This window comes from Citrobacter amalonaticus, assembly GCF_037053465.1.
GTDB classification, from domain to species: Bacteria; Pseudomonadota; Gammaproteobacteria; order Enterobacterales; family Enterobacteriaceae; genus Citrobacter_A; species Citrobacter_A amalonaticus_H.
In genome coordinates this window covers 82083-102106 of the sequence record NZ_JBALIF010000005.1, presented here as the reverse complement: position 1 = coordinate 102106, position 20024 = coordinate 82083, and the positions used below count along the sequence as shown (strand labels likewise).

Below are 20024 nucleotides of genomic sequence, written 5' to 3'. Positions count from 1 at the left end.
CCACCGCCCGCTCAACGCGGGCGGGTTGAGAAAGGTTACCTTATGTCCGAGCAGTTCCTGTACTTTTTGCAGCAGATGTTTAACGGCGTCACGCTGGGCAGCACCTACGCGCTGATCGCCATCGGTTACACCATGGTGTATGGCATTATCGGCATGATCAACTTCGCCCACGGCGAGGTGTATATGATCGGCAGTTATGTCTCTTTCATGATTATCGCGGCGCTCATGATGATGGGCATTGATACGAGTTGGCTGCTGGTGGCTGCCGGGTTTATCGGTGCAATTATCATTGCCAGCGCCTACGGCTGGAGTATCGAACGCGTGGCCTACCGGCCTGTGCGGAGTTCCAAACGTCTGATTGCGCTCATCTCCGCGATTGGGATGTCTATCTTTCTGCAAAACTACGTCAGCCTGACGGAAGGGTCACGTGATGTGGCGCTGCCCAGCCTGTTCAACGGGCAATGGGTCGTCGGCGCCAGCGATAACTTCTCGGCATCTATTACCACCATGCAACTGGTTATCTGGGTCGTGACCTTCCTGGCGATGCTGGCGCTGACGCTCTTCATCCGTTACTCCCGCATGGGACGCGCCTGTCGCGCCTGCGCGGAAGACCTGAAAATGGCCAGCCTGCTCGGAATTAACACGGACCGCGTGATTGCGCTTACTTTCGTTATTGGCGCGGCGATGGCGGCGGTTGCCGGTGTGCTGCTCGGACAGTTCTACGGGGTCATCAACCCCTATATCGGTTTTATGGCCGGGATGAAAGCCTTCACCGCCGCAGTGCTTGGCGGGATCGGCAGTATTCCTGGCGCGATGATTGGCGGCCTGATTCTGGGTGTCGCTGAAGCGCTTTCTTCTGCTTATCTGAGTACGGAATACAAAGATGTGGTGTCGTTCGCCCTGCTGATTCTGGTTCTGCTGGTGATGCCGACCGGTATTCTGGGTCGTCCGGAGGTAGAGAAAGTATGAAACCGATGCATTTTGCGATGGCGCTGCTCTCTGCCGCCATGTTTTTCGTTCTGGCAGGCGTCTTTATGGGCGTTCAACTGGAACTGGACGGTACGAAACTGGTGGTGGATACCGCCTCGGACATCCGCTGGCAGTGGGTATTTATTGGCACCGCCGTGGTTTTCTTCTTCCAGATGCTGCGCCCGGTGTTCCAGAAGAGCCTGAAGAGTGTCTCCGGGCCGAAGTTTATTCTGCCGGCGATTGATGGCTCAACCGTAAAGCAGAAGCTGTTCCTGATTGCGCTGCTGGTCATTGCCGTGGCGTGGCCGTTTATGGTTTCGCGCGGTACGGTGGATATCGCCACGCTGACCATGATTTACATCATCCTCGGCCTGGGGCTGAACGTGGTTGTCGGGCTTTCCGGCCTGTTGGTTCTCGGATACGGCGGCTTCTATGCCATTGGCGCGTATACCTTCGCGCTGCTGAACCACTATTACGGTCTCGGTTTCTGGACCTGTCTGCCGCTGGCGGGGCTGGTGTCGGCAGCCGCGGGCTTCTTGCTGGGCTTCCCGGTGCTGCGTCTGCGCGGCGACTATCTGGCGATTGTCACACTCGGATTTGGCGAGATCGTCCGTATTTTGCTACTCAATAACACCGAAGTGACCGGCGGTCCAAACGGGATTAGCCAGATCCCGAAACCAACGCTGTTTGGCCTGGAGTTCAGCCGGACCGCGCGGGAAGGCGGCTGGGATACCTTCAGCAACTTTTTTGGCGTGAAATACGATCCGTCCGATCGCGTGATTTTCCTGTATCTGGTCGCCCTGCTGCTGGTGGTGCTGAGCCTGTTTGTGATTAACCGTCTACTGCGTATGCCGCTGGGCCGTGCGTGGGAAGCGCTGCGTGAAGATGAGATTGCCTGTCGCTCGTTAGGCTTAAGCCCGACGCGCATCAAACTGACCGCCTTTACCATCAGCGCCGCGTTTGCCGGGTTCGCCGGTACGCTGTTTGCGGCGCGTCAGGGCTTTGTCAGCCCTGAGTCGTTCACCTTTGCCGAATCGGCGTTTGTGCTGGCGATTGTGGTGCTTGGCGGAATGGGCTCGCAGTTCGCGGTCATCCTGGCTGCTATCCTGCTGGTGGTGTCGCGTGAGCTGATGCGTGACTTCAATGAATACAGCATGTTGATGCTGGGTGGTTTGATGGTACTGATGATGATCTGGCGTCCGCAGGGCTTGCTGCCGATGACCCGTCCACAGTTGAAGCTGAAAAACGGGGAAACGAAAGGAGAGCAGGCATGAGTCAGCCCTTATTATCGGTTAACGGCCTGATGATGCGCTTCGGCGGTCTGCTGGCGGTGAACAACGTTGAACTGGAACTGCATCCGCAAGAAATTGTGTCGCTGATTGGGCCGAACGGCGCCGGTAAGACCACGGTGTTTAACTGCCTGACCGGTTTTTATAAGCCGACGGGCGGCACCATTAAGCTTCGCGATCAGCACCTTGAAGGGTTGCCGGGACAACAAATTGCCCGGATGGGCGTGGTGCGAACCTTTCAGCATGTGCGTCTGTTTCGCGAAATGACGGTGATTGAAAACCTGCTGGTGGCACAGCATCAGCAACTGAAAACCGGCGTGTTTTCCGGTCTGCTGAAAACACCGGCGTTCCGGCGGGCGCAGAGCGAAGCGCTGGACAGGGCCGCGACCTGGCTTGAGCGTATCGGGTTGCTGGAACATGCGAACCGTCAGGCCAGCAACCTGGCCTATGGCGATCAGCGTCGTCTGGAGATTGCCCGCTGCATGGTGACGCAGCCAGAGATTCTGATGCTGGATGAACCGGCGGCGGGTCTTAACCCGAAAGAGACCAAAGAGCTGGATGAACTGATTGCCGAACTGCGTAACCATCACAACACCACAATCCTGTTGATTGAGCACGATATGAAGCTGGTGATGGGGATTTCAGATCGTATTTATGTGGTGAACCAGGGGACGCCGCTGGCGAACGGGACGCCGGAGCAGATTCGTAATAACCCGGACGTGATCCGCGCATATCTGGGTGAGGCATAAGATGGAAAAAGTCATGTTGTCTTTTGACAAAGTCAGTGCCCACTACGGCAAAATCCAGGCGCTGCATGAGGTAAGTCTGCACATTAATCAGGGTGAAATTGTGACGCTGATTGGTGCGAACGGCGCAGGGAAAACCACGCTGCTCGGCACGCTGTGCGGCGACCCGCGCGCGACCAGTGGTCGGATTGTGTTTGATGACAAAGACATTACCGACTGGCAAACGGCGAAAATCATGCGTGAAGCGGTGGCGATTGTACCGGAAGGGCGTCGCGTCTTTTCCCGTATGACGGTTGAGGAGAACCTGGCGATGGGCGGTTTTTTTGCCGAGCGCGACCAGTTCCAGAAGCGCATCAAGTGGGTATACGAACTGTTCCCACGTCTGCATGAGCGTCGTATCCAGCGGGCGGGCACCATGTCCGGCGGTGAACAGCAGATGTTGGCGATTGGTCGTGCGTTGATGAGCCAGCCGCGCCTGCTGCTGCTTGATGAGCCTTCACTGGGGCTGGCGCCGATTATCATCCAGCAGATCTTCGATACCATCGAACAGCTTCGCGAGCAGGGGATGACTATCTTCCTCGTCGAGCAAAACGCCAACCAGGCGCTGAAGCTGGCCGATCGCGGCTATGTGCTGGAGAACGGTCATGTCGTTCTTGAAGACACGGGCGACGCGTTGTTGGCCAACGAAGCGGTGCGTAGCGCGTATTTAGGCGGCTGAGCCGTTTGTATTGCCCGGTGGCGCATACGCTTACCGGGCCTACAGGATCGACCAGGCCGGGTAAGGCGAAGCCGCCGCCCGGCTTTTTTCTGTTTTCTTGCCACTGAAACGTCATTCATCTGAAGCCTGACTGTCATCGCTTCGTCATCTGACGGTTATCTTTCTGTCATTCGCGCATGTCATGTTACCTCCCGAGCATAAAACGCGTGGTTTCGCGCATCCGGCACAATAAGAGAGATAATGACAATGACATCGTTACGACACACCGCTTTGGGTCTGGCTGTTGGTCTGACTTTTGCGACGAATGCAATGGCCGTCACTACCATTCCGTTCTGGCATTCCATGGAAGGAGAGTTGGGGAAGGAGGTTGACTCCCTGGCGCAACGTTTTAACGACACCCACCCGGATTACAAGATTGTGCCGGTGTACAAAGGTAACTACGAGCAGAGCCTGAGCGCAGGCATCGCCGCGTTCCGCACGGGGAATGCGCCGGCGCTGTTGCAGGTTTATGAAGTGGGTACCGCCACCATGATGGCCTCGAAAGCGATCAAACCGGTTTACGAAGTCTTCAAAGACGCGGGCATCAACTTCGATGAGTCTCAGTTTGTTCCGACCGTTTCCGGTTACTACACCGATTCAAAAACCGGGCATCTGCTGTCGCAGCCGTTTAACAGCTCCACGCCAGTGTTGTATTACAACAAAGACGCTTTCAAGAAAGCCGGTTTAGATCCTGAGCAGCCACCGAAAACCTGGCAGGATCTGGCGGACTACACTGCGAAGCTGAAAGCCGCAGGGATGAAGTGTGGCTACGCCAGCGGCTGGCAGGGCTGGATCCAGATTGAAAATTTCAGTGCCTGGCATGGTCTGCCGGTCGCCACCAAAAACAACGGTTTCGACGGCACGGACGCGGTGCTGGCGTTCAACAAGCCGGAGCAGGTGAAGCACATCGCCCTGCTGGAAGCACTGAACAAGAAGGGCGATTTCAGCTACTTCGGACGAAAAGACGAATCCACCGAGAAGTTCTATAACGGTGATTGTGCTATCACCACGGCCTCTTCCGGATCGCTGGCGGATATTCGTCATTACGCCAAATTCAATTATGGCGTAGGTATGATGCCTTACGACGCCGACGTTAAAGGTGCGCCGCAGAACGCCATCATCGGCGGGGCGAGCCTGTGGGTGATGCAGGGTAAAGACAACGCTACCTACAAAGGCGTTGCCGAGTTCCTCGACTTCCTGGCCAAACCGGAAAACGCGGCGGAATGGCATCAGAAGACAGGATATCTGCCAATCACCAAAGCCGCTTACGATCTGACCCGCGAGCAGGGCTTCTATGACAAGAACCCTGGCGCAGATATCGCGACGCGTCAGATGCTGAACAAGCCACCGTTACCGTTCACTAAAGGGCTGCGTCTGGGCAACATGCCGCAGATCCGTACTATCGTCGATGAAGAGCTGGAAAGCGTGTGGACCGGCAAGAAAACGCCGCAGCAGGCGCTGGACTCTGCGGTAGAACGTGGTAATCAGTTGCTGCGTCGCTTTGAGCAGTCGACGAAGTCTAAATGATGGAAATGCCGGATAGCGCTGCGCTTATCCGGCCTACGGGGTATCTCCTGTAGGCCGGGTAAGGCGGCAGCCGTCACCCGGCACAGTTCAGGACAACTATCTCAATGTCATCATCCCGTCCGGTGTTTCGCTCGCGTTGGCTGCCCTATTTGCTGGTCGCGCCACAACTGGCGATCACCGTCATTTTCTTTATCTGGCCCGCGGGCGAAGCGTTGTGGTATTCGCTACAAAGTGTCGATCCGTTTGGGCTGTCCAGCCAGTTTGTCGGGCTGGATAATTTCGTCACGCTGTTTCATGACAGCTACTATCTCGACGCCTTCTGGACCACAATCAAATTCAGCGCGCTGGTGACCTTCAGCGGTCTACTGGTATCGCTGTTTTTTGCCGCCCTGGTGGATTACGTGGTGCGTGGCAGTCGCCTGTACCAGACGCTGATGTTGCTGCCTTATGCCGTCGCGCCCGCCGTCGCCGCCGTATTGTGGATCTTCCTGTTTAACCCAGGACGCGGACTGATCACCCACTTCCTTGAGCAGTTTGGTTATGACTGGAACCATGCGCAGAACAGCGGCCAGGCGATGTTCCTGGTGGTTTTCGCCTCTGTGTGGAAGCAGATTAGTTACAACTTCCTTTTCTTTTTTGCCGCGTTGCAGTCGATCCCACGTTCGCTGGTGGAAGCTGCTGCGATTGATGGCGCAGGGCCGATCCGCCGCTTCTTCAGACTCTCGTTACCGCTGATAGCGCCAGTGAGTTTCTTCCTGCTGGTGGTCAATCTGGTGTATGCCTTTTTTGATACGTTTCCGGTTATCGACGCCGCGACCGCAGGCGGCCCGGTGCAGGCCACCACGACGCTGATTTATAAGATCTACCGCGAAGGGTTTGCCGGGCTGGATCTCTCTGCCTCCGCTGCGCAATCGGTGGTGCTGATGTTCCTCGTCATCATTCTGACGGTGGTGCAGTTCCGCTATGTGGAAAGTAAGGTGCGTTACCAATGATTGAGAACCGTCGCGGGCTGACGATATTCAGCCACACCATGCTGATACTGGGGATTGCGGTGATTTTGTTTCCGCTGTACGTCGCGTTTGTCGCGGCAACGCTGGACAACAACGCGGTGTTTGCAACGCCAATGACGCTCGTTCCCGGCACGCATTTGCTGGAGAACATGAAAAACATCTGGGTCAACGGTGTCGGGGTAAACAGTGCGCCCTTCTGGTTGATGATGCTCAACAGCTTCATCATGGCGTTTGGCGTCACGGTAGGCAAAATCGCCGTCTCGATGCTCTCCGCCTTTGCCATCGTGTGGTTTCGTTTTCCCCTGCGTAACCTGTTCTTCTGGATGATTTTTATCACCCTGATGCTGCCGGTCGAAGTGCGTATTTTCCCGACGGTAGAGGTGATCGCCAACCTGAAAATGCTCGATAGCTACGCAGGGTTAACCCTGCCGCTGATGGCCTCGGCGACGGCGACATTCCTGTTCCGCCAGTTCTTTATGACGTTGCCGGATGAACTGATTGAAGCGGCGCGGATTGATGGCGCGTCACCGATGCGTTTTTTCCGCGACATCGTATTGCCGCTGTCGAAAACCAATCTGGCGGCGCTGTTCGTCATTACCTTTATCTACGGCTGGAACCAGTATCTGTGGCCGCTGTTGATTATCACCGACGTCAATCTGGGCACCGCCGTAGCGGGGATCAAAGGCATGATCGCCACCGGTGAAGGCACCACATTGTGGAATCAGGTGATGGCGGCGATGCTGCTAACCCTCATTCCCCCTGTAGTGATTGTTTTAGCCATGCAGCGTGCGTTTGTGCGCGGCCTGGTCGATAGCGAGAAATAAGATGGCAGGTTTGAAATTACAGGCAGTTACCAAAAGCTGGGATGGCAAAACCCAGGTGATCCAACCGCTGACGCTGGATGTGGCGGACGGGGAATTCATTGTGATGGTCGGTCCGTCCGGTTGTGGTAAATCAACGCTATTGCGCATGGTTGCCGGGCTGGAGCGCGTGACCAGCGGCGATATCTGGATTGACCGTCAGCGCGTGACCGAGATGGAGCCGAAAGACAGAGGCATCGCGATGGTCTTTCAGAACTACGCGCTCTACCCGCACATGAGTGTGGAAGAGAATATGGCCTGGGGACTAAAAATCCGTGGGATGGGCAAGGGCCATATTGAACAGCGGGTAAAAGAAGCGGCGCGTATTCTCGAACTGGACGGCCTGCTTAAACGCCGACCCCGCGAGCTTTCCGGCGGTCAGCGTCAGCGTGTGGCGATGGGGCGGGCCATTGTACGCGATCCAGCGGTTTTCCTGTTTGATGAACCGTTGTCGAACCTGGATGCCAAACTGCGTGTGCAGATGCGCCTGGAGCTACAGCAATTGCACCGTCGTCTGAATACCACGTCGCTGTACGTCACCCACGACCAGGTCGAAGCGATGACGCTCGCTCAACGCGTCATGGTGATGAACAAAGGCGTTGCCGAGCAGATTGGCACGCCGGTGGAGGTGTATGAAAAACCGGCCAGCCGCTTTGTGGCGAGCTTTATCGGCAGTCCGGCGATGAACCTGCTGGAAGGGCGTATCAGCAGCACGGGGACGCACTTTGAGCTGGATAGCGGTATGATGCTGCCCATTAACGGGTTCTGGCGTCGTTATGCCGGGCGTAAGATGACGCTGGGCATCCGTCCGGAGCATTTTGCGCTAAGCTCTCAGGCAGAAGGCGGTGTGCCGCTGGTGATGGACACGCTGGAGATGCTGGGCGCTGATAATCTGGCGCACGGGCGCTGGGGCGAACAGAAACTGGTGGTCCGGCTGGCGCATCAGGTGCGCCCCGAAGCAGGCAGCACGCTGTGGTTGCATCTGCCGGAAAATCATTTACATCTTTTTGATGGTGAAACAGGACAACGTGTATGAGTCACTGGCCGTATCCCCACATCGTCGCCCATCGCGGCGGCGGTAAACTGGCACCGGAAAACACGCTGGCGGCGATAGACGTCGGCGCCCATTACGGGCATACCATGATTGAGTTTGATGCAAAGCTTTCAAAGGACGGGGAAATTTTTCTGCTGCACGACGATAACCTGGAGCGTACCAGCAACGGCTGGGGTGTGGCAGGTGAACTCAACTGGCAGGACTTACTGCGTGTGGATGCTGGCGGCTGGTACAGCGGCGAATTTAAAGGCGAACCGCTGCCGTTGCTGTCACAGGTTGCGGAGCGCTGTCGGCAGCATGGCATGATGGCCAATATCGAAATTAAACCGACAACCGGAACCGGGCCGCAAACAGGGAAAGCGATCGCGCTCGCCGCCCGGGAATATTGGCAGGGAATGCCCGAGCCGCTGCTGTCGTCATTTGATATCGACGCGCTGGAAGCGGCACAGGCCGCGGTGCCGGAATTACCGCGAGGTCTGTTGCTCGACGTGTGGCGGGATGACTGGCGCGAGCTAACCGACCGTCTGGCGTGTGTGTCGATTCATCTGAACCACAATCTGCTGGATGAAGCACGGGTCAACCAGCTTAAAGCGGCGGGATTACACATTCTGGTGTACACCGTCAACAAACCCCAGCGCGCAGCGGAACTCCTGCGCTGGGGCGTGGATTGCATCTGTACCGATGCCATTGACCTGATTGGCCCGGACTTTACCGCTGCGGGTTAAGCATATCGCCATTCTGACGCGGCGGTAGCATATGCTGCTGGCCGCTCTGTTGGCTCATCCCACCGTTAAGCATTCCGCCATTGATGTTCGGCAGCGGCTGTTCACGCGGTTGACCCTGCTGGACCCGCTGCTGGTTGTTATTGATCTGCGTTTGCAGATGCTGCTGCTGGATTTGCGTCTGCGTCTTTAACTGCTGATTCAACATTCCTTTCTGCTGGATCTGCTGCGTCTGCATTTGGGTTTGCATCCGCTGCTGGCTGGGGATCTGATAGCCCGGCTGGTTCGGGTTGTTCAGGGTGTTAATCGGCTGTGCGAGACAGGCAAACGGTATAAGCGCTGTCAAAATGAAGAGTTGTTTCATCATCGTTCCTCCTCTGAGGTCTTTCTTAAGTTTACGCCTTTCCTGGCGAAACGAGGATCATTTCAGAGTTATGCACCAGGCTTAGTGAGGGGCTGACCCCACATCTTAAGGAGAATAATGATGATACAACCGACGTTTTTGCGCCGGGTAGCCCTTGCTGCTCTGCTCTCAGGAAGCTGCTTCAGCGTACTTGCCGCGCCCCCTCCGCCACCCCCGGTGTCGTATGGCGTGGAAGAGGATGTGTTCCATCCCGTTCGGGCGAAGCAGGGAATGGTGGCGTCTGTGGATGCGCTGGCGACGCAGGTTGGGGTGGATATTCTTAAACAGGGCGGGAACGCTGTGGATGCCGCGGTAGCCGTGGGCTATGCGCTGGCGGTCACGCATCCGCAAGCCGGGAACCTGGGCGGCGGCGGTTTTATGCTGCTGCGGACCAAAGAAGGTAAGACCACGGCAATCGATTTTCGCGAAATGGCGCCTGCTAACGCCACGCGCGATATGTTCCTGGACGAGCAGGGCAATCCCGACAGTAAAAAATCGCTGACCTCGCACCTGGCGTCCGGTACACCAGGCACAGTGGCAGGATTTTCTCTGGCGCTGGAAAAATATGGCACGCTGCCGCTGAACAAAGTGATACGTCCCGCCATGAAACTGGCGGAAGAAGGCTTTGTGGTCAATGACGCGCTGGCTGACGATCTCCACACCTACGGCAGTGAAGTGATCCCCAACCATGAAAACAGCAAAGCGATCTTCTGGAAAGACGGCGAGCCGCTGAAAAAAGGCGATAAGCTGGTGCAGAAGAACCTGGCGAAAAGCCTCGAACTGATTGCGGAAAATGGCCCGGACGCGTTTTACAAAGGGGCTATCGCCGACCAGATTGCCCAGGAGATGCAGAAAAACGGCGGGTTAATCACTAAAGACGATCTGGCCGCTTATAAAGCCGTGGAACGCACGCCCATCAGCGGTGATTATCGCGGGTATCAGGTGTACTCAATGCCGCCGCCGTCATCCGGTGGGATTCACATCGTGCAGATCCTGAATATCCTCGAAAACTTTGATATGAAGAAATACGGCTTTGGTAGTGCAGACGCGATGCAGGTGATGGCGGAAGCCGAAAAACAGGCCTATGCCGACCGTTCAGAATATCTGGGTGACCCGGATTTTGTGAAGGTGCCGTGGCAAGCGTTGACGGACAAAGCGTATGCCAAATCCATTGCCGGGCGGATTGATATCAACAAGGCGAAGCCCTCCAGTGAGATTCGTCCGGGTAAGCTTGCGCCTTACGAAAGTAACCAGACCACCCACTTTTCAGTGGTGGATAAAGACGGTAATGCCGTGGCCGTGACCTATACCCTCAACACCACCTTTGGTACGGGCATTGTGGCAGGTAACACAGGTATTTTGTTGAACAACGAGATGGATGACTTCTCAGCGAAGCCCGGCGTGCCGAACGTTTATGGGCTGGTGGGCGGTGACGCAAACGCCGTGGGGCCGAAGAAGCGTCCGTTGTCGTCGATGTCGCCCACCATTGTGGTGAAAGACGGGAAAACCTGGCTGGTCACCGGCAGTCCGGGTGGAAGCCGTATCATCACCACGGTACTGCAAATGGTAGTGAACAGTATTGATTTTGGGATGAACGTGGCGGAAGCGACGAATGCGCCGCGCTTTCACCATCAGTGGTTGCCGGATGAGCTGCGGGTGGAAAAAGGGTTTAGCCCGGACCCCCTCAAACTGCTTGAACAAAAAGGGCAAAAGGTGGTGCTAAAAGAGGCGATGGGAAGTACCCAGAGTATTATGGTAGGGCCGGATGGCGCGCTGTATGGCGCATCTGATCCGCGTTCGGTGGACGATTTAACGGCAGGGTATTGATTTTGTTGCCGGGTAAGGCGAAGCCGCCACCCGGCAATTTGTCACTTCATTCGCGCCATAAAATACGCATCCACGTATTCGCCGTTACGCAGAGCGTACTTCTTGCCGGTTCCCTCTATCTCAAATCCATACTTTTTATACACCGCCACGGCGGGAGCATTATCGGCGAATACCGTTAATTCAATACGTTCAACGCGCAACCAGTTGTCGCACATGTCGATCATGGTATGCATTAACGCGCTGGCGACGCCGCGGTTTTGCCACTGCGCATCGACACAAATACCAAAGTCGGCGACGTGGCTACGGCGTGGGCGCTGAACGACGGCGATACTAAGATGTCCGACAACGTGGTCGTCGATGCAGGCGACGAGCTGCTTGATGCCTGGCTGCTCGGCGAGCCGCGTCTGCCACATCTCAATAGAAGGATGAGGAACCTGTAGCGTGTTGTAATACACCTCGGGTTGAGCATGGATCTGACGAATAGCGTCATAATCTTTGGTTTCCGCGTGGCGTATGACTATCTCACTCATTCCTTATCTCCTTCAGGGTTAATCGCGATTTTACAGTCGCTGAGTTTGAAAAAACCGTCAACTGCATTTTTTTGCAAAAAACCACTGGACAAACGTAAATGAGAATGATTATTATTGCTTTGCGTTCAGGATGACCCTCGCGGAGAACCTGAAAGCACGACATTGCTCACATTGCTTCCAGTATTACTTTAGCCAGCTTCTCGCTGGCTTTTTTTTGCCTGAGATCGAGTGGCGGCTTCAGTCTCTGTTTGTTCTGTCGCAATGGGCTCTTTTATCTCAACATTCGTCTCTTTTACTATACCGACGGCGTTGTTCTTTTGCTCCAGCGGTGGGAGCGTTTCGGCTTTTCCGGTAAAAATACCGCCCTTTTTCATCGACAGCGTGCGATAGGACAGGGTGCCGTTCACATTGCCGTGCTCGCAAATTTCAATTGTGTCGCTGGAGCATTGCCCGACCACATTGCCGTCAACGATCAGTTCCTGGCAGACAATATTGCCTTCTACCATGCCGCTACGCATGACTTTGATCATCTTGTCTTTCGCATCAATGTTGCCAAAGAGCGTCCCGTGAATGTAGACGTGCCCGGCAGCCACAATGTTGCCGTCGACGCGGACGTCACAGGCGATAATGGTGGTCGCGCTTTTTTCTGCAACTGTCGCGTCTTTGTCAGCGACCGGCGCGGGCGTCGGATTTATTACCGCTTGCTTGTTCTCAACGTCTTTATTCTTTTTAAACATGTTCATTACCTGAGTACGTAGTCCATGGGTTAGAAAACTGGTAAAGGAGAGGGCCGTAAAACACCCTGTCAGAAGCGTGTCGGATAAATACCAGGCCACCAGCGCGAGTAGCCAGAACAGAAGCGCAAAATTGAAAGCGAGGTACTTTTTATCCATGTTGAAGGCCGATCGTTCCTTTAGCGAGCCTGGGGATTCAGCGTCATCCTTATCCGGATTTTTATTGATGGGATCAAACGGTTTCTGACTCTATTAATCTGAAAATGTTTTTTTTATGAAATAGTTATAAATTACGGATATGTTTTTTATTCATTCATTCGTTGAGGGTATTCTTCCGGCGGGAAAACGGAAAAAGATTACCCTCAAAGACGCCTTGCGCTATGGTTAACCCATCGCGATTAACCAGGGACTGAATGATGACTCTACACTGCGCATTTATCGGATTCGGTAAGAGTACGACCCGCTACCACCTTCCGTATGTTCTCAACCGTAAAGACAGTTGGCATGTGGCGCATATCTTCCGCCGTCACGCAAAGCCGGAAGAACAGGCACCGATTTACTCGCATATCCATTTCACCAGCGATCTTAATGACGTTCTCGACGATCCGCAGGTAAAACTGGTCATTATCTGCACCCACGCCGACAGCCATTTTGACTATGCGAAACGGGCGCTGGAAGCCGGGAAAAACGTGCTGGTTGAGAAACCGTTCACCCCCACGATGATTGAAGCCAACGTCCTGTTTGAACTGGCGCAAAGCAAAGGGCTGATCGTGACGCCGTATCAAAACCGTCGCTTCGACTCCTGTTTCCTGACGGCGAAAAAGGCGATCGAAAGCGGCAAGCTGGGTGAGATTGTGGAAGTGGAAAGCCACTTCGATTACTACCGTCCGCTAGCAGAAACCAAACCGGGTTTACCACAAGATGGCGCATTTTATGGCCTGGGTGTACACACCCTGGATCAAATCATCTCGCTGTTCGGCCGTCCCGACCATGTAACGTATGACATTCGCAGCCTGCGCAATAAAGCGAATCCGGATGACACCTTTGAAGCGCAGCTCTTTTACGGTGACCTGAAAGTGATTGTGAAAACCAGCCACCTGGTGAAAATCGACTATCCAAAATTCATCGTTCACGGTACGAAAGGCTCGTTCATCAAATATGGCATTGACCAGCAGGAAACCAGCCTGAAGGCCAACATCATGCCGGGCGATCCGGGCTTTGCGGCGGATGATTCCGTAGGGTTGCTGGAGTACGTCAATGACGACGGTGTGACGGTAAAAGAAGAGATGAAACCAGAAACGGGCGACTATGGCCGCGTCTATGATGCTCTCTTTGAAACCCTCACGCGCGGGACGCCAAATTACGTCAAGGAATCTGACGTACTGACCAATCTTGAAATTCTTGAGCGCGGGTTCGAACAGGCGTCTCCCGCCACGATAACCCTTGCAAAATAACCAGACCAGACTCCTCTGAGCTTGTTCATATTTTTTGAACAGAGGAGTCAATTTTCACCCTCTATCATCCCTGGTCAATTGAGTCCACACTGACTCCATCGAAAACATCTGGGGGTGAACACAATGATCTACTTACGCAAAGCAAACGAACGTGGCCACGCAAATCATGGCTGGCTGGACTCCTGGCATTCCTTCTCGTTTGCCGATTATTACGATCCAAACTTTATGGGCTTCTCGGCACTGCGCGTGATTAACGACGATGTGATCGAAGCCGGTCAGGGTTTCGGTACGCACCCGCACAAAGACATGGAAATTCTGACTTACGTACTGGAAGGTGCCGTTGAGCACAAAGACAGTATGGGTAACAAAGAGCAGGTTCCGGCGGGTGAGTTCCAGATTATGAGCGCGGGTACCGGGATCCGTCACTCTGAGTACAATCCGAGTGAAACCGATCGTCTGCGTCTGTATCAGATCTGGATCATTCCGGAAAAAACCGGTATCACGCCGCGTTACGAACAGCGCCGCTTTGATGCTGTGCAGGGCAAACAACTGGTGCTGTCACCGGATGCGCGCGACGGTTCGCTGAAAGTGTACCAGGATATGGAACTGTATCGCTGGGCGCTGGTGAAAGGTGAGCAGTCAGTTCATCAAATTGCCGCTGAACGCCGCGTCTGGATCCAGGTGGTAAAAGGTGAGGTGAGCATTAACGGCACCAAAGCGACCACCAGCGATGGCCTGGCGATTTGGGATGAGCAGGCACTGTCAATTCACGCCGACAGTGACAGCGAAGTGTTACTGTTTGACCTGCCGCCGGTATAACCCGACATAAGATTGCCCGGTGACGCTGCGTTTACCGGGCCTACGGGCCGGATGTGACATGAAAATGTTGCTATCCGGCTTGTTATCGTTTGTCATTAATTGCTCTCGTCCGTGGTAAACTGGGCAAATCTATCCCTTTTTAACGCTTCAGGACGATGAAAAAGAAAAGACCCGTACTTCAGGATGTCGCTGACCGTGTCGGCGTGACCAAAATGACGGTTAGCCGTTTTTTGCGTAATCCGGAGCAAGTTTCCGTTGCACTGCGGGGCAAGATCGCTGCTGCACTCGATGAACTGGGTTACATTCCCAATCGCGCGCCTGATATTCTCTCCAACGCCACCAGCCGGGCCATTGGCGTTCTGCTGCCATCGTTAACCAACCAGGTATTTGCTGAAGTGCTTCGCGGCATTGAGGCCGTGACGGATGCGCATGGCTATCAAACCATGCTGGCGCACTACGGTTACAAACCTGAGATGGAGCAGGAACGGCTGGAATCGATGCTCTCGTGGAATATTGACGGCCTGATCCTGACTGAGCGTACTCACACCCCACGCACGTTGAAAATGATTGAGGTGGCAGGGATTCCGGTGGTTGAACTGATGGACAGCCAGTCACCTTGCCTTGATATTGCCGTCGGCTTTGACAACTTTGAAGCGGCACGTCAGATGACCGCGGCGATTATCGCCCGGGGTCACCGTCACATCGCTTATCTGGGGGCGCGTCTCGATGAACGTACTATCATAAAACAGAAGGGCTATGAACAGGCGATGCTGGATGCAGGTCTGACACCTTACAGTGTGATGGTGGAGCAATCCTCTTCTTACTCTTCGGGGATTGAGTTGATTCGTCAGGCGCGTCGTGAGTACCCGCAACTGGACGGTATCTTCTGTACTAACGATGACCTGGCGGTGGGGGCGGCTTTTGAATGTCAGCGTTTAGGGCTGCGGATCCCGGACGACATGGCGATTGCCGGTTTCCACGGTCATGATATCGGCCAGGTGATGGAACCGCGTCTGGCCAGCGTACTGACACCCCGTGAGCGAATGGGCAGCATTGGCGCAGAGCGCTTGCTGGCGCGCATCCGTGGAGAAAGCGTTACGCCGAAAATGTTAGATTTAGGTTTCACCTTGTCACCGGGTGGATCTATTTAACCCAACAAGTTTGAAGTAGCTCACACTTATTCACTTCTCGCACGTTTGGATATTGCTTATGTTTTGGTCCGGCCGGACAATGTTACCGATAACTGTTACCCGTAACAATTTCTGACTTTAGTACTGTGGGGGCCCACTTTGAGCACGACGAATCATGATCACCACATTTACGTTCTGATGGGCGTATCCGGTAGCGGTAAATCCGCTGTCGCCAGTGAAGTGGCGCATCAACTGCATGCCGCGTTTCTTGATGGCGATTTTCTTCATCCGCGTCGCAACATCGAGAAAATGGCGTCCGGTGAGCCGCTCAATGATGATGACCGTAAACCGTGGTTGCAGGCGCTGAATGACGCCGCGTTTGCGATGCAGCGTACCAACAAGGTTTCGCTGATTGTCTGTTCCGCACTGAAAAAACACTACCGTGACCTGCTGCGTGACGGTAATCCCAACCTCTCTTTCATCTACCTGAAAGGCGATTTCGACGTGATCGAAAGCCGTCTGAAGGCGCGCAAAGGCCATTTCTTCAAAACCCAGATGCTGGTGACGCAGTTCGAAACGTTGCAGGAGCCTGGCGCTGATGAAAAAGACGTCCTGGTGGTGGATATCGATCAGCCACTGGAAGGGGTTGTTGCCAGCACCATCGAGGTCATTAATAAAAGGCAGTAAATTTTGAGTACATTAACGCTTGTTTTAACAGCAGTGGGTTCTGTTTTACTGCTGCTGTTTTTAGTGATGAAGGCGCGTATGCACGCCTTCGTTGCTTTGATGGTGGTGTCTATTGGTGCAGGTCTCTTTTCCGGTATGCCGCTCGATAAAATCGCGGCGACAATGGAAAAAGGGATGGGAGGTACGCTGGGTTTCCTGGCGATTGTGGTCGCGCTCGGAGCTATGTTCGGCAAGATTTTGCATGAAACGGGCGCAGTCGATCAGATTGCCGTCAAGATGCTGAAATCCTTCGGCCACAGCCGCGCGCATTATGCGATCGGGCTGGCAGGGCTGATTTGCGCGCTGCCGCTGTTCTTTGAAGTGGCAATCGTGCTGCTGATTAGCGTCGCGTTTTCAATGGCGCGCCACACCGGGACGAACCTTGTGAAGTTGGTGATCCCGCTGTTTGCGGGCGTGGCGGCGGCAGCGGCATTTCTTCTGCCGGGGCCTGCGCCGATGCTGCTCGCATCCCAGATGAACGCTGACTTCGGCTGGATGATTCTGATTGGCCTGTGTGCTGCGATACCGGGGATGATTATTGCCGGGCCGCTGTGGGGCAACTTTATCGGCCGCTTCGTTGAACTGAACATTCCTGATGACATTACCGAACCGCACCTCGGCGAGGGCAAAATGCCCTCCTTTGGCTTCAGCCTGGCGTTGATTCTGCTGCCGCTGGTACTGGTTGGGTTGAAAACGATCGCCGCCCGTTTTGTGCCGGTCGGTTCTACGACTTATCAGTGGTTTGAATTTATTGGTCATCCGTTCACCGCGATTCTGGTCGCTTGTCTGGTGGCGATTTACGGTCTGGCCATGCGTCAGGGAATGCCAAAAGATAAAGTCATGGAGATCTGCGGTCACGCGTTGCAACCCGCGGGGATTATTCTGCTGGTGATTGGCGCGGGCGGCGTGTTCAAACAGGTTCTGGTGGATTCCGGCGTGGGTCCGGCGCTGGGTGAAGCCCTGACCGGCATGGGGTTGCCGATTGCCCTTACCTGCTTCGTGCTGGCTGCGGCGGTGCGTATTATTCAGGGTTCTGCAACGGTAGCCTGCTTAACGGCGGTCGGACTGGTAATGCCGGTTATCGAGCAACTGAACTTCTCTGGTGCGCAGATGGCGGCGCTGTCTATCTGTATCGCGGGTGGCTCAATCGTGGTCAGCCATGTTAACGATGCCGGTTTCTGGTTGTTCGGGAAATTCACAGGGGCCACGGAAGCACAAACCCTGAAAACCTGGACGATGATGGAAACCATCCTCGGCACCGTGGGTGCCATTGTCGGGATGATAGCGTTTCAGCTATTGAGCTGAGGGTATTGCCCGGTGGCGCTTGCGCTTACCGGGCCTACATACGAAGCACATATCCGTAGGCCGGGTGAGCGTCACCCGGCTTTTTCATTTTTTATCCCTTCATCCACATCCGAATACCATCCAGGAACATCTGGGTCGCCATCATCACCAGAATCAATCCCATCAGGCGTTCCAGCGCATTTACGCCTTTCTCGCCAAGGAGACGCAGAAACAGCGACGACTGCAGCAGAATCACAAACGTGCCGCCCCAGGCCAGCAGCAGAGCAATCACCAGATGTCCCATCTGATTAGGGTATTGGTGCGACAACAGCATCAGCGTGGCCAGAATCGTTGGTCCGGCAACCAGCGGAATTGCCAGCGGCACAATAAATGGCTCCTCGCCTGCGGGCAGCCCGGCGCTGTTACCCGAGGCGCTGGGGAAAATCATCTTTATGGCGATCAGGAACAGGATAATGCCTCCGGAAATGGAGACCGTTTCGGCTCGCAAATTGAGAAATGCCAGAATTTTCTCGCCCGCAAAAAGAAAGATCAGCATCAGCAGCAGCGCAATGAACAGCTCGCGAACCATGATCGCCCGACGGCGTTTGGGTTCGGTATGTTTCAGTACGGACATAAAAATGGGCAGATTTCCGAGCGGATCCATAATCAGGATCAATAAAACAGCAGCAGAAATAATATCATTCATAACTCAAATTCCCTGATAATTACCACGGACTTTCTGCTTGCTCGCGCAGCGGGATAAGTCGCATTACTGATGGCTTCGCTATCATTGATTAATTTCACTTGCGACTTTGGCTGCATTTTGTATGGTGAAGGATATGCCACCAGGACACTGGCATACATACACAGCACACATCTCTGCAGGAAAAACGCTATGAAAAATGTTGGTTTTATCGGCTGGCGCGGTATGGTCGGCTCTGTTCTCATGCAACGCATGGTTGAAGAGCGCGACTTCGACGCCATTCGCCCTGTTTTCTTTTCTACTTCCCAACTCGGGCAGGCGGCTCCGACGTTTGGCGGAACCGCGACCGGCACACTTCAGGACGCTTATGATCTGGAGGCGCTAAAGGCGCTCGATATCATCGTGACCTGTCAGGGCGGCGATTATACCAACGAAATTTATCCAAAGCTTCGTGAAAGCGGCTGGCAGGGGTACTGGATTGACGCGGCCTCTTCGCTACGCATGAAAGATGACGCGATCATCATCCTCGACCCGGTTAACCAGAGTGTCATTGATGACGGCCTGAACAAAGGGATTAAAACCTTTGTCGGCGGTAACTGTACCGTCAGCCTGATGCTGATGTCGCTTGGCGGCCTGTTTGCCAACAATCTGGTGGACTGGGTTTCAGTGGCGACTTACCAGGCGGCTTCCGGCGGCGGCGCGCGCCATATGCGTGAACTGCTTAATCAGATGGGCCAGTTGTACAATCATGTGGCTGATGAACTGGCCACTCCTTCTTCTGCCATTCTCGACATCGAACGCAAAGTCACTCAGCTCACCCGCAGCGGCGATCTGCCGGTCGATAACTTTGGCGTGCCGTTGGCGGGAAGCCTGATCCCCTGGATCGACAAACAGCTTGATAACGGTCAAAGTCGTGAAGAGTGGAAAGGCCAGGCGGAAACCAACAAGATTCTCAACACTGCCTCGGTGATCCCGGTGGATGGTCTGTGCGTGCGTGTGGGTGCGCTGCGCTGCCACAGTCAGGCGTTCACCATTAAATTGAAAAAAGATGTGTCTATCCCGACCATTGAGGAACTGCTTGCCGCGCATAACCCGTGGGCGAAAGTGGTCCCTAACGATCGGGATATTACCCTGCGTGAGTTAACCCCAGCGGCCGTGACCGGCACGTTGACCACGCCAGTTGGACGTCTGCGCAAGCTGAATATGGGACCGGAGTTCCTGTCAGCGTTCACCGTCGGCGACCAGTTGCTTTGGGGAGCGGCAGAGCCGCTACGCCGCATGTTGCGCCAACTGGCGTAATAGTCGGTAACCAGTGGCACGAACCTGTAGGCCGGATAAGGCGAAGCCGCCATCCGGCAGACAAATGTCGTGTTTAAACATGGGGTGCAGAGTCACCCCTTTTTATGCGTAATACAGGAGTAAACGCAGATGATACAACTTTTCACGGGAGTTAATTAAAGCGTTGGCTATTCTTTAAGGG

20 protein-coding genes are annotated in these 20024 nt (G+C 54.6%); 16 read left to right on the top strand and 4 right to left on the bottom strand.

Going from position 1 to position 20024, the window contains the following annotated elements:
- Positions 1–42 precede the first annotated feature (42 nt).
- The 9 genes from livH to ugpQ all read left to right on the top strand — a co-directional run bounded on the left by livH (position 43) and on the right by ugpQ (position 8937).
- Entirely contained in the window at positions 43–969 is a 927-nt protein-coding gene (gene livH, locus WB371_RS10155; RefSeq protein ID WP_336219947.1) for a high-affinity branched-chain amino acid ABC transporter permease LivH, read from the top strand.
- Complete coding sequence (gene livM / locus WB371_RS10150) at positions 966–2243, top strand: branched chain amino acid ABC transporter permease LivM (protein WP_336219946.1); 1278 nt, start codon at positions 966–968, stop codon at positions 2241–2243. Before livH ends, livM begins: the two co-directional genes overlap by 4 nt.
- Positions 2240–3007 (top strand): high-affinity branched-chain amino acid ABC transporter ATP-binding protein LivG, encoded by a 768-nt coding sequence (gene livG / locus WB371_RS10145; RefSeq protein WP_042998472.1) that lies wholly within the window; start codon positions 2240–2242, stop codon positions 3005–3007. Before livM ends, livG begins: the two co-directional genes overlap by 4 nt.
- Before the next feature lies 1 nt (position 3008).
- A complete protein-coding gene (gene livF, locus WB371_RS10140; RefSeq protein WP_336219944.1) occupies positions 3009–3722 on the top strand; it encodes a high-affinity branched-chain amino acid ABC transporter ATP-binding protein LivF in 714 nt (237 codons plus the stop codon).
- 246 nt (positions 3723–3968) lie between these two features.
- Entirely contained in the window at positions 3969–5288 is a 1320-nt protein-coding gene (gene ugpB / locus WB371_RS10135) for a sn-glycerol-3-phosphate ABC transporter substrate-binding protein UgpB (RefSeq protein ID WP_336219943.1), read from the top strand.
- 104 nt (positions 5289–5392) lie between these two features.
- A complete protein-coding gene (gene ugpA / locus WB371_RS10130; protein WP_336219942.1) occupies positions 5393–6280 on the top strand; it encodes a sn-glycerol-3-phosphate ABC transporter permease UgpA in 888 nt (295 codons plus the stop codon).
- On the top strand, positions 6277–7122 hold the full coding sequence (gene ugpE / locus WB371_RS10125) for a sn-glycerol-3-phosphate ABC transporter permease UgpE (RefSeq protein ID WP_336219941.1): 846 nt from the start codon (positions 6277–6279) through the stop codon (positions 7120–7122). The genes ugpA and ugpE overlap by 4 nt, the downstream gene beginning before the upstream one ends.
- 1 nt (position 7123) lies before the next feature.
- Entirely contained in the window at positions 7124–8194 is a 1071-nt protein-coding gene (locus WB371_RS10120; protein ID WP_336219940.1) for a sn-glycerol-3-phosphate import ATP-binding protein UgpC, read from the top strand.
- Positions 8191–8937, top strand: a complete 747-nt coding sequence (gene ugpQ, locus WB371_RS10115; RefSeq protein ID WP_336219939.1) for a glycerophosphodiester phosphodiesterase — start codon at positions 8191–8193, stop codon at positions 8935–8937. The genes WB371_RS10120 and ugpQ overlap by 4 nt, the downstream gene beginning before the upstream one ends.
- Here ugpQ and WB371_RS10110 read toward each other — a convergent pair.
- The gene (locus WB371_RS10110) at positions 8921–9298 is read right to left on the bottom strand and encodes a DUF2756 family protein (RefSeq protein ID WP_336220185.1); all 378 of its coding nucleotides are present in this window, start codon (positions 9296–9298) and stop codon (positions 8921–8923) included. The genes ugpQ and WB371_RS10110 overlap by 17 nt on opposite strands.
- Positions 9299–9418: 120 nt before the next feature.
- On the opposite strand from WB371_RS10110, the gene ggt reads away from it, so the two are divergent.
- Positions 9419–11164, top strand: coding sequence for a gamma-glutamyltransferase (ggt, locus tag WB371_RS10105; protein WP_336220184.1), 1746 nt, complete (start codon positions 9419–9421; stop codon positions 11162–11164).
- A 41-nt stretch (positions 11165–11205) separates the two neighbouring features.
- Here the strand turns inward: ggt and yhhY are convergent, their stop codons facing one another.
- Positions 11206–11694 carry an N-acetyltransferase gene (yhhY, locus tag WB371_RS10100; protein ID WP_336219938.1) on the bottom strand — a complete coding sequence of 163 codons (489 nt, stop codon included), beginning with the start codon at positions 11692–11694 and terminating at the stop codon, positions 11206–11208.
- A gap of 188 nt (positions 11695–11882) precedes the next feature.
- Positions 11883–12587: a bactofilin family protein gene (locus tag WB371_RS10095; RefSeq protein WP_336219937.1), complete on the bottom strand. Its 705-nt coding sequence runs from the start codon at positions 12585–12587 to the stop codon at positions 11883–11885.
- 257 nt (positions 12588–12844) lie between these two features.
- On the opposite strand from WB371_RS10095, the gene WB371_RS10090 reads away from it, so the two are divergent.
- The 5 genes from WB371_RS10090 to gntU all read left to right on the top strand — a co-directional run bounded on the left by WB371_RS10090 (position 12845) and on the right by gntU (position 17862).
- The gene (locus WB371_RS10090) at positions 12845–13882 is read left to right on the top strand and encodes an oxidoreductase (protein WP_336220183.1); all 1038 of its coding nucleotides are present in this window, start codon (positions 12845–12847) and stop codon (positions 13880–13882) included.
- Positions 13883–14005: 123 nt separating this feature from the next.
- Positions 14006–14701, top strand: a complete 696-nt coding sequence (locus tag WB371_RS10085; RefSeq protein ID WP_336219936.1) for a pirin family protein — start codon at positions 14006–14008, stop codon at positions 14699–14701.
- Positions 14702–14856: 155 nt separating this feature from the next.
- A complete protein-coding gene (gene gntR, locus WB371_RS10080; protein WP_336219935.1) occupies positions 14857–15852 on the top strand; it encodes a gluconate operon transcriptional repressor GntR in 996 nt (331 codons plus the stop codon).
- Between the two features lie 138 nt (positions 15853–15990).
- Positions 15991–16518 (top strand): gluconokinase, encoded by a 528-nt coding sequence (gene gntK, locus WB371_RS10075; protein WP_336219934.1) that lies wholly within the window; start codon positions 15991–15993, stop codon positions 16516–16518.
- Positions 16519–16521: 3 nt separating this feature from the next.
- Positions 16522–17862, top strand: a complete 1341-nt coding sequence (gene gntU / locus WB371_RS10070) for a gluconate transporter (protein WP_336219932.1) — start codon at positions 16522–16524, stop codon at positions 17860–17862.
- Positions 17863–17953: 91 nt separating this feature from the next.
- On the opposite strand, the gene yhgN is transcribed toward gntU, so the two are convergent.
- Complete coding sequence (yhgN, locus tag WB371_RS10065; RefSeq protein ID WP_336219931.1) at positions 17954–18547, bottom strand: NAAT family transporter YhgN; 594 nt, start codon at positions 18545–18547, stop codon at positions 17954–17956.
- 189 nt (positions 18548–18736) lie between these two features.
- On the opposite strand from yhgN, the gene asd reads away from it, so the two are divergent.
- Positions 18737–19843 (top strand): aspartate-semialdehyde dehydrogenase, encoded by a 1107-nt coding sequence (gene asd, locus WB371_RS10060; protein ID WP_336219929.1) that lies wholly within the window; start codon positions 18737–18739, stop codon positions 19841–19843.
- Positions 19844–20024: the final 181 nt, after the last annotated feature.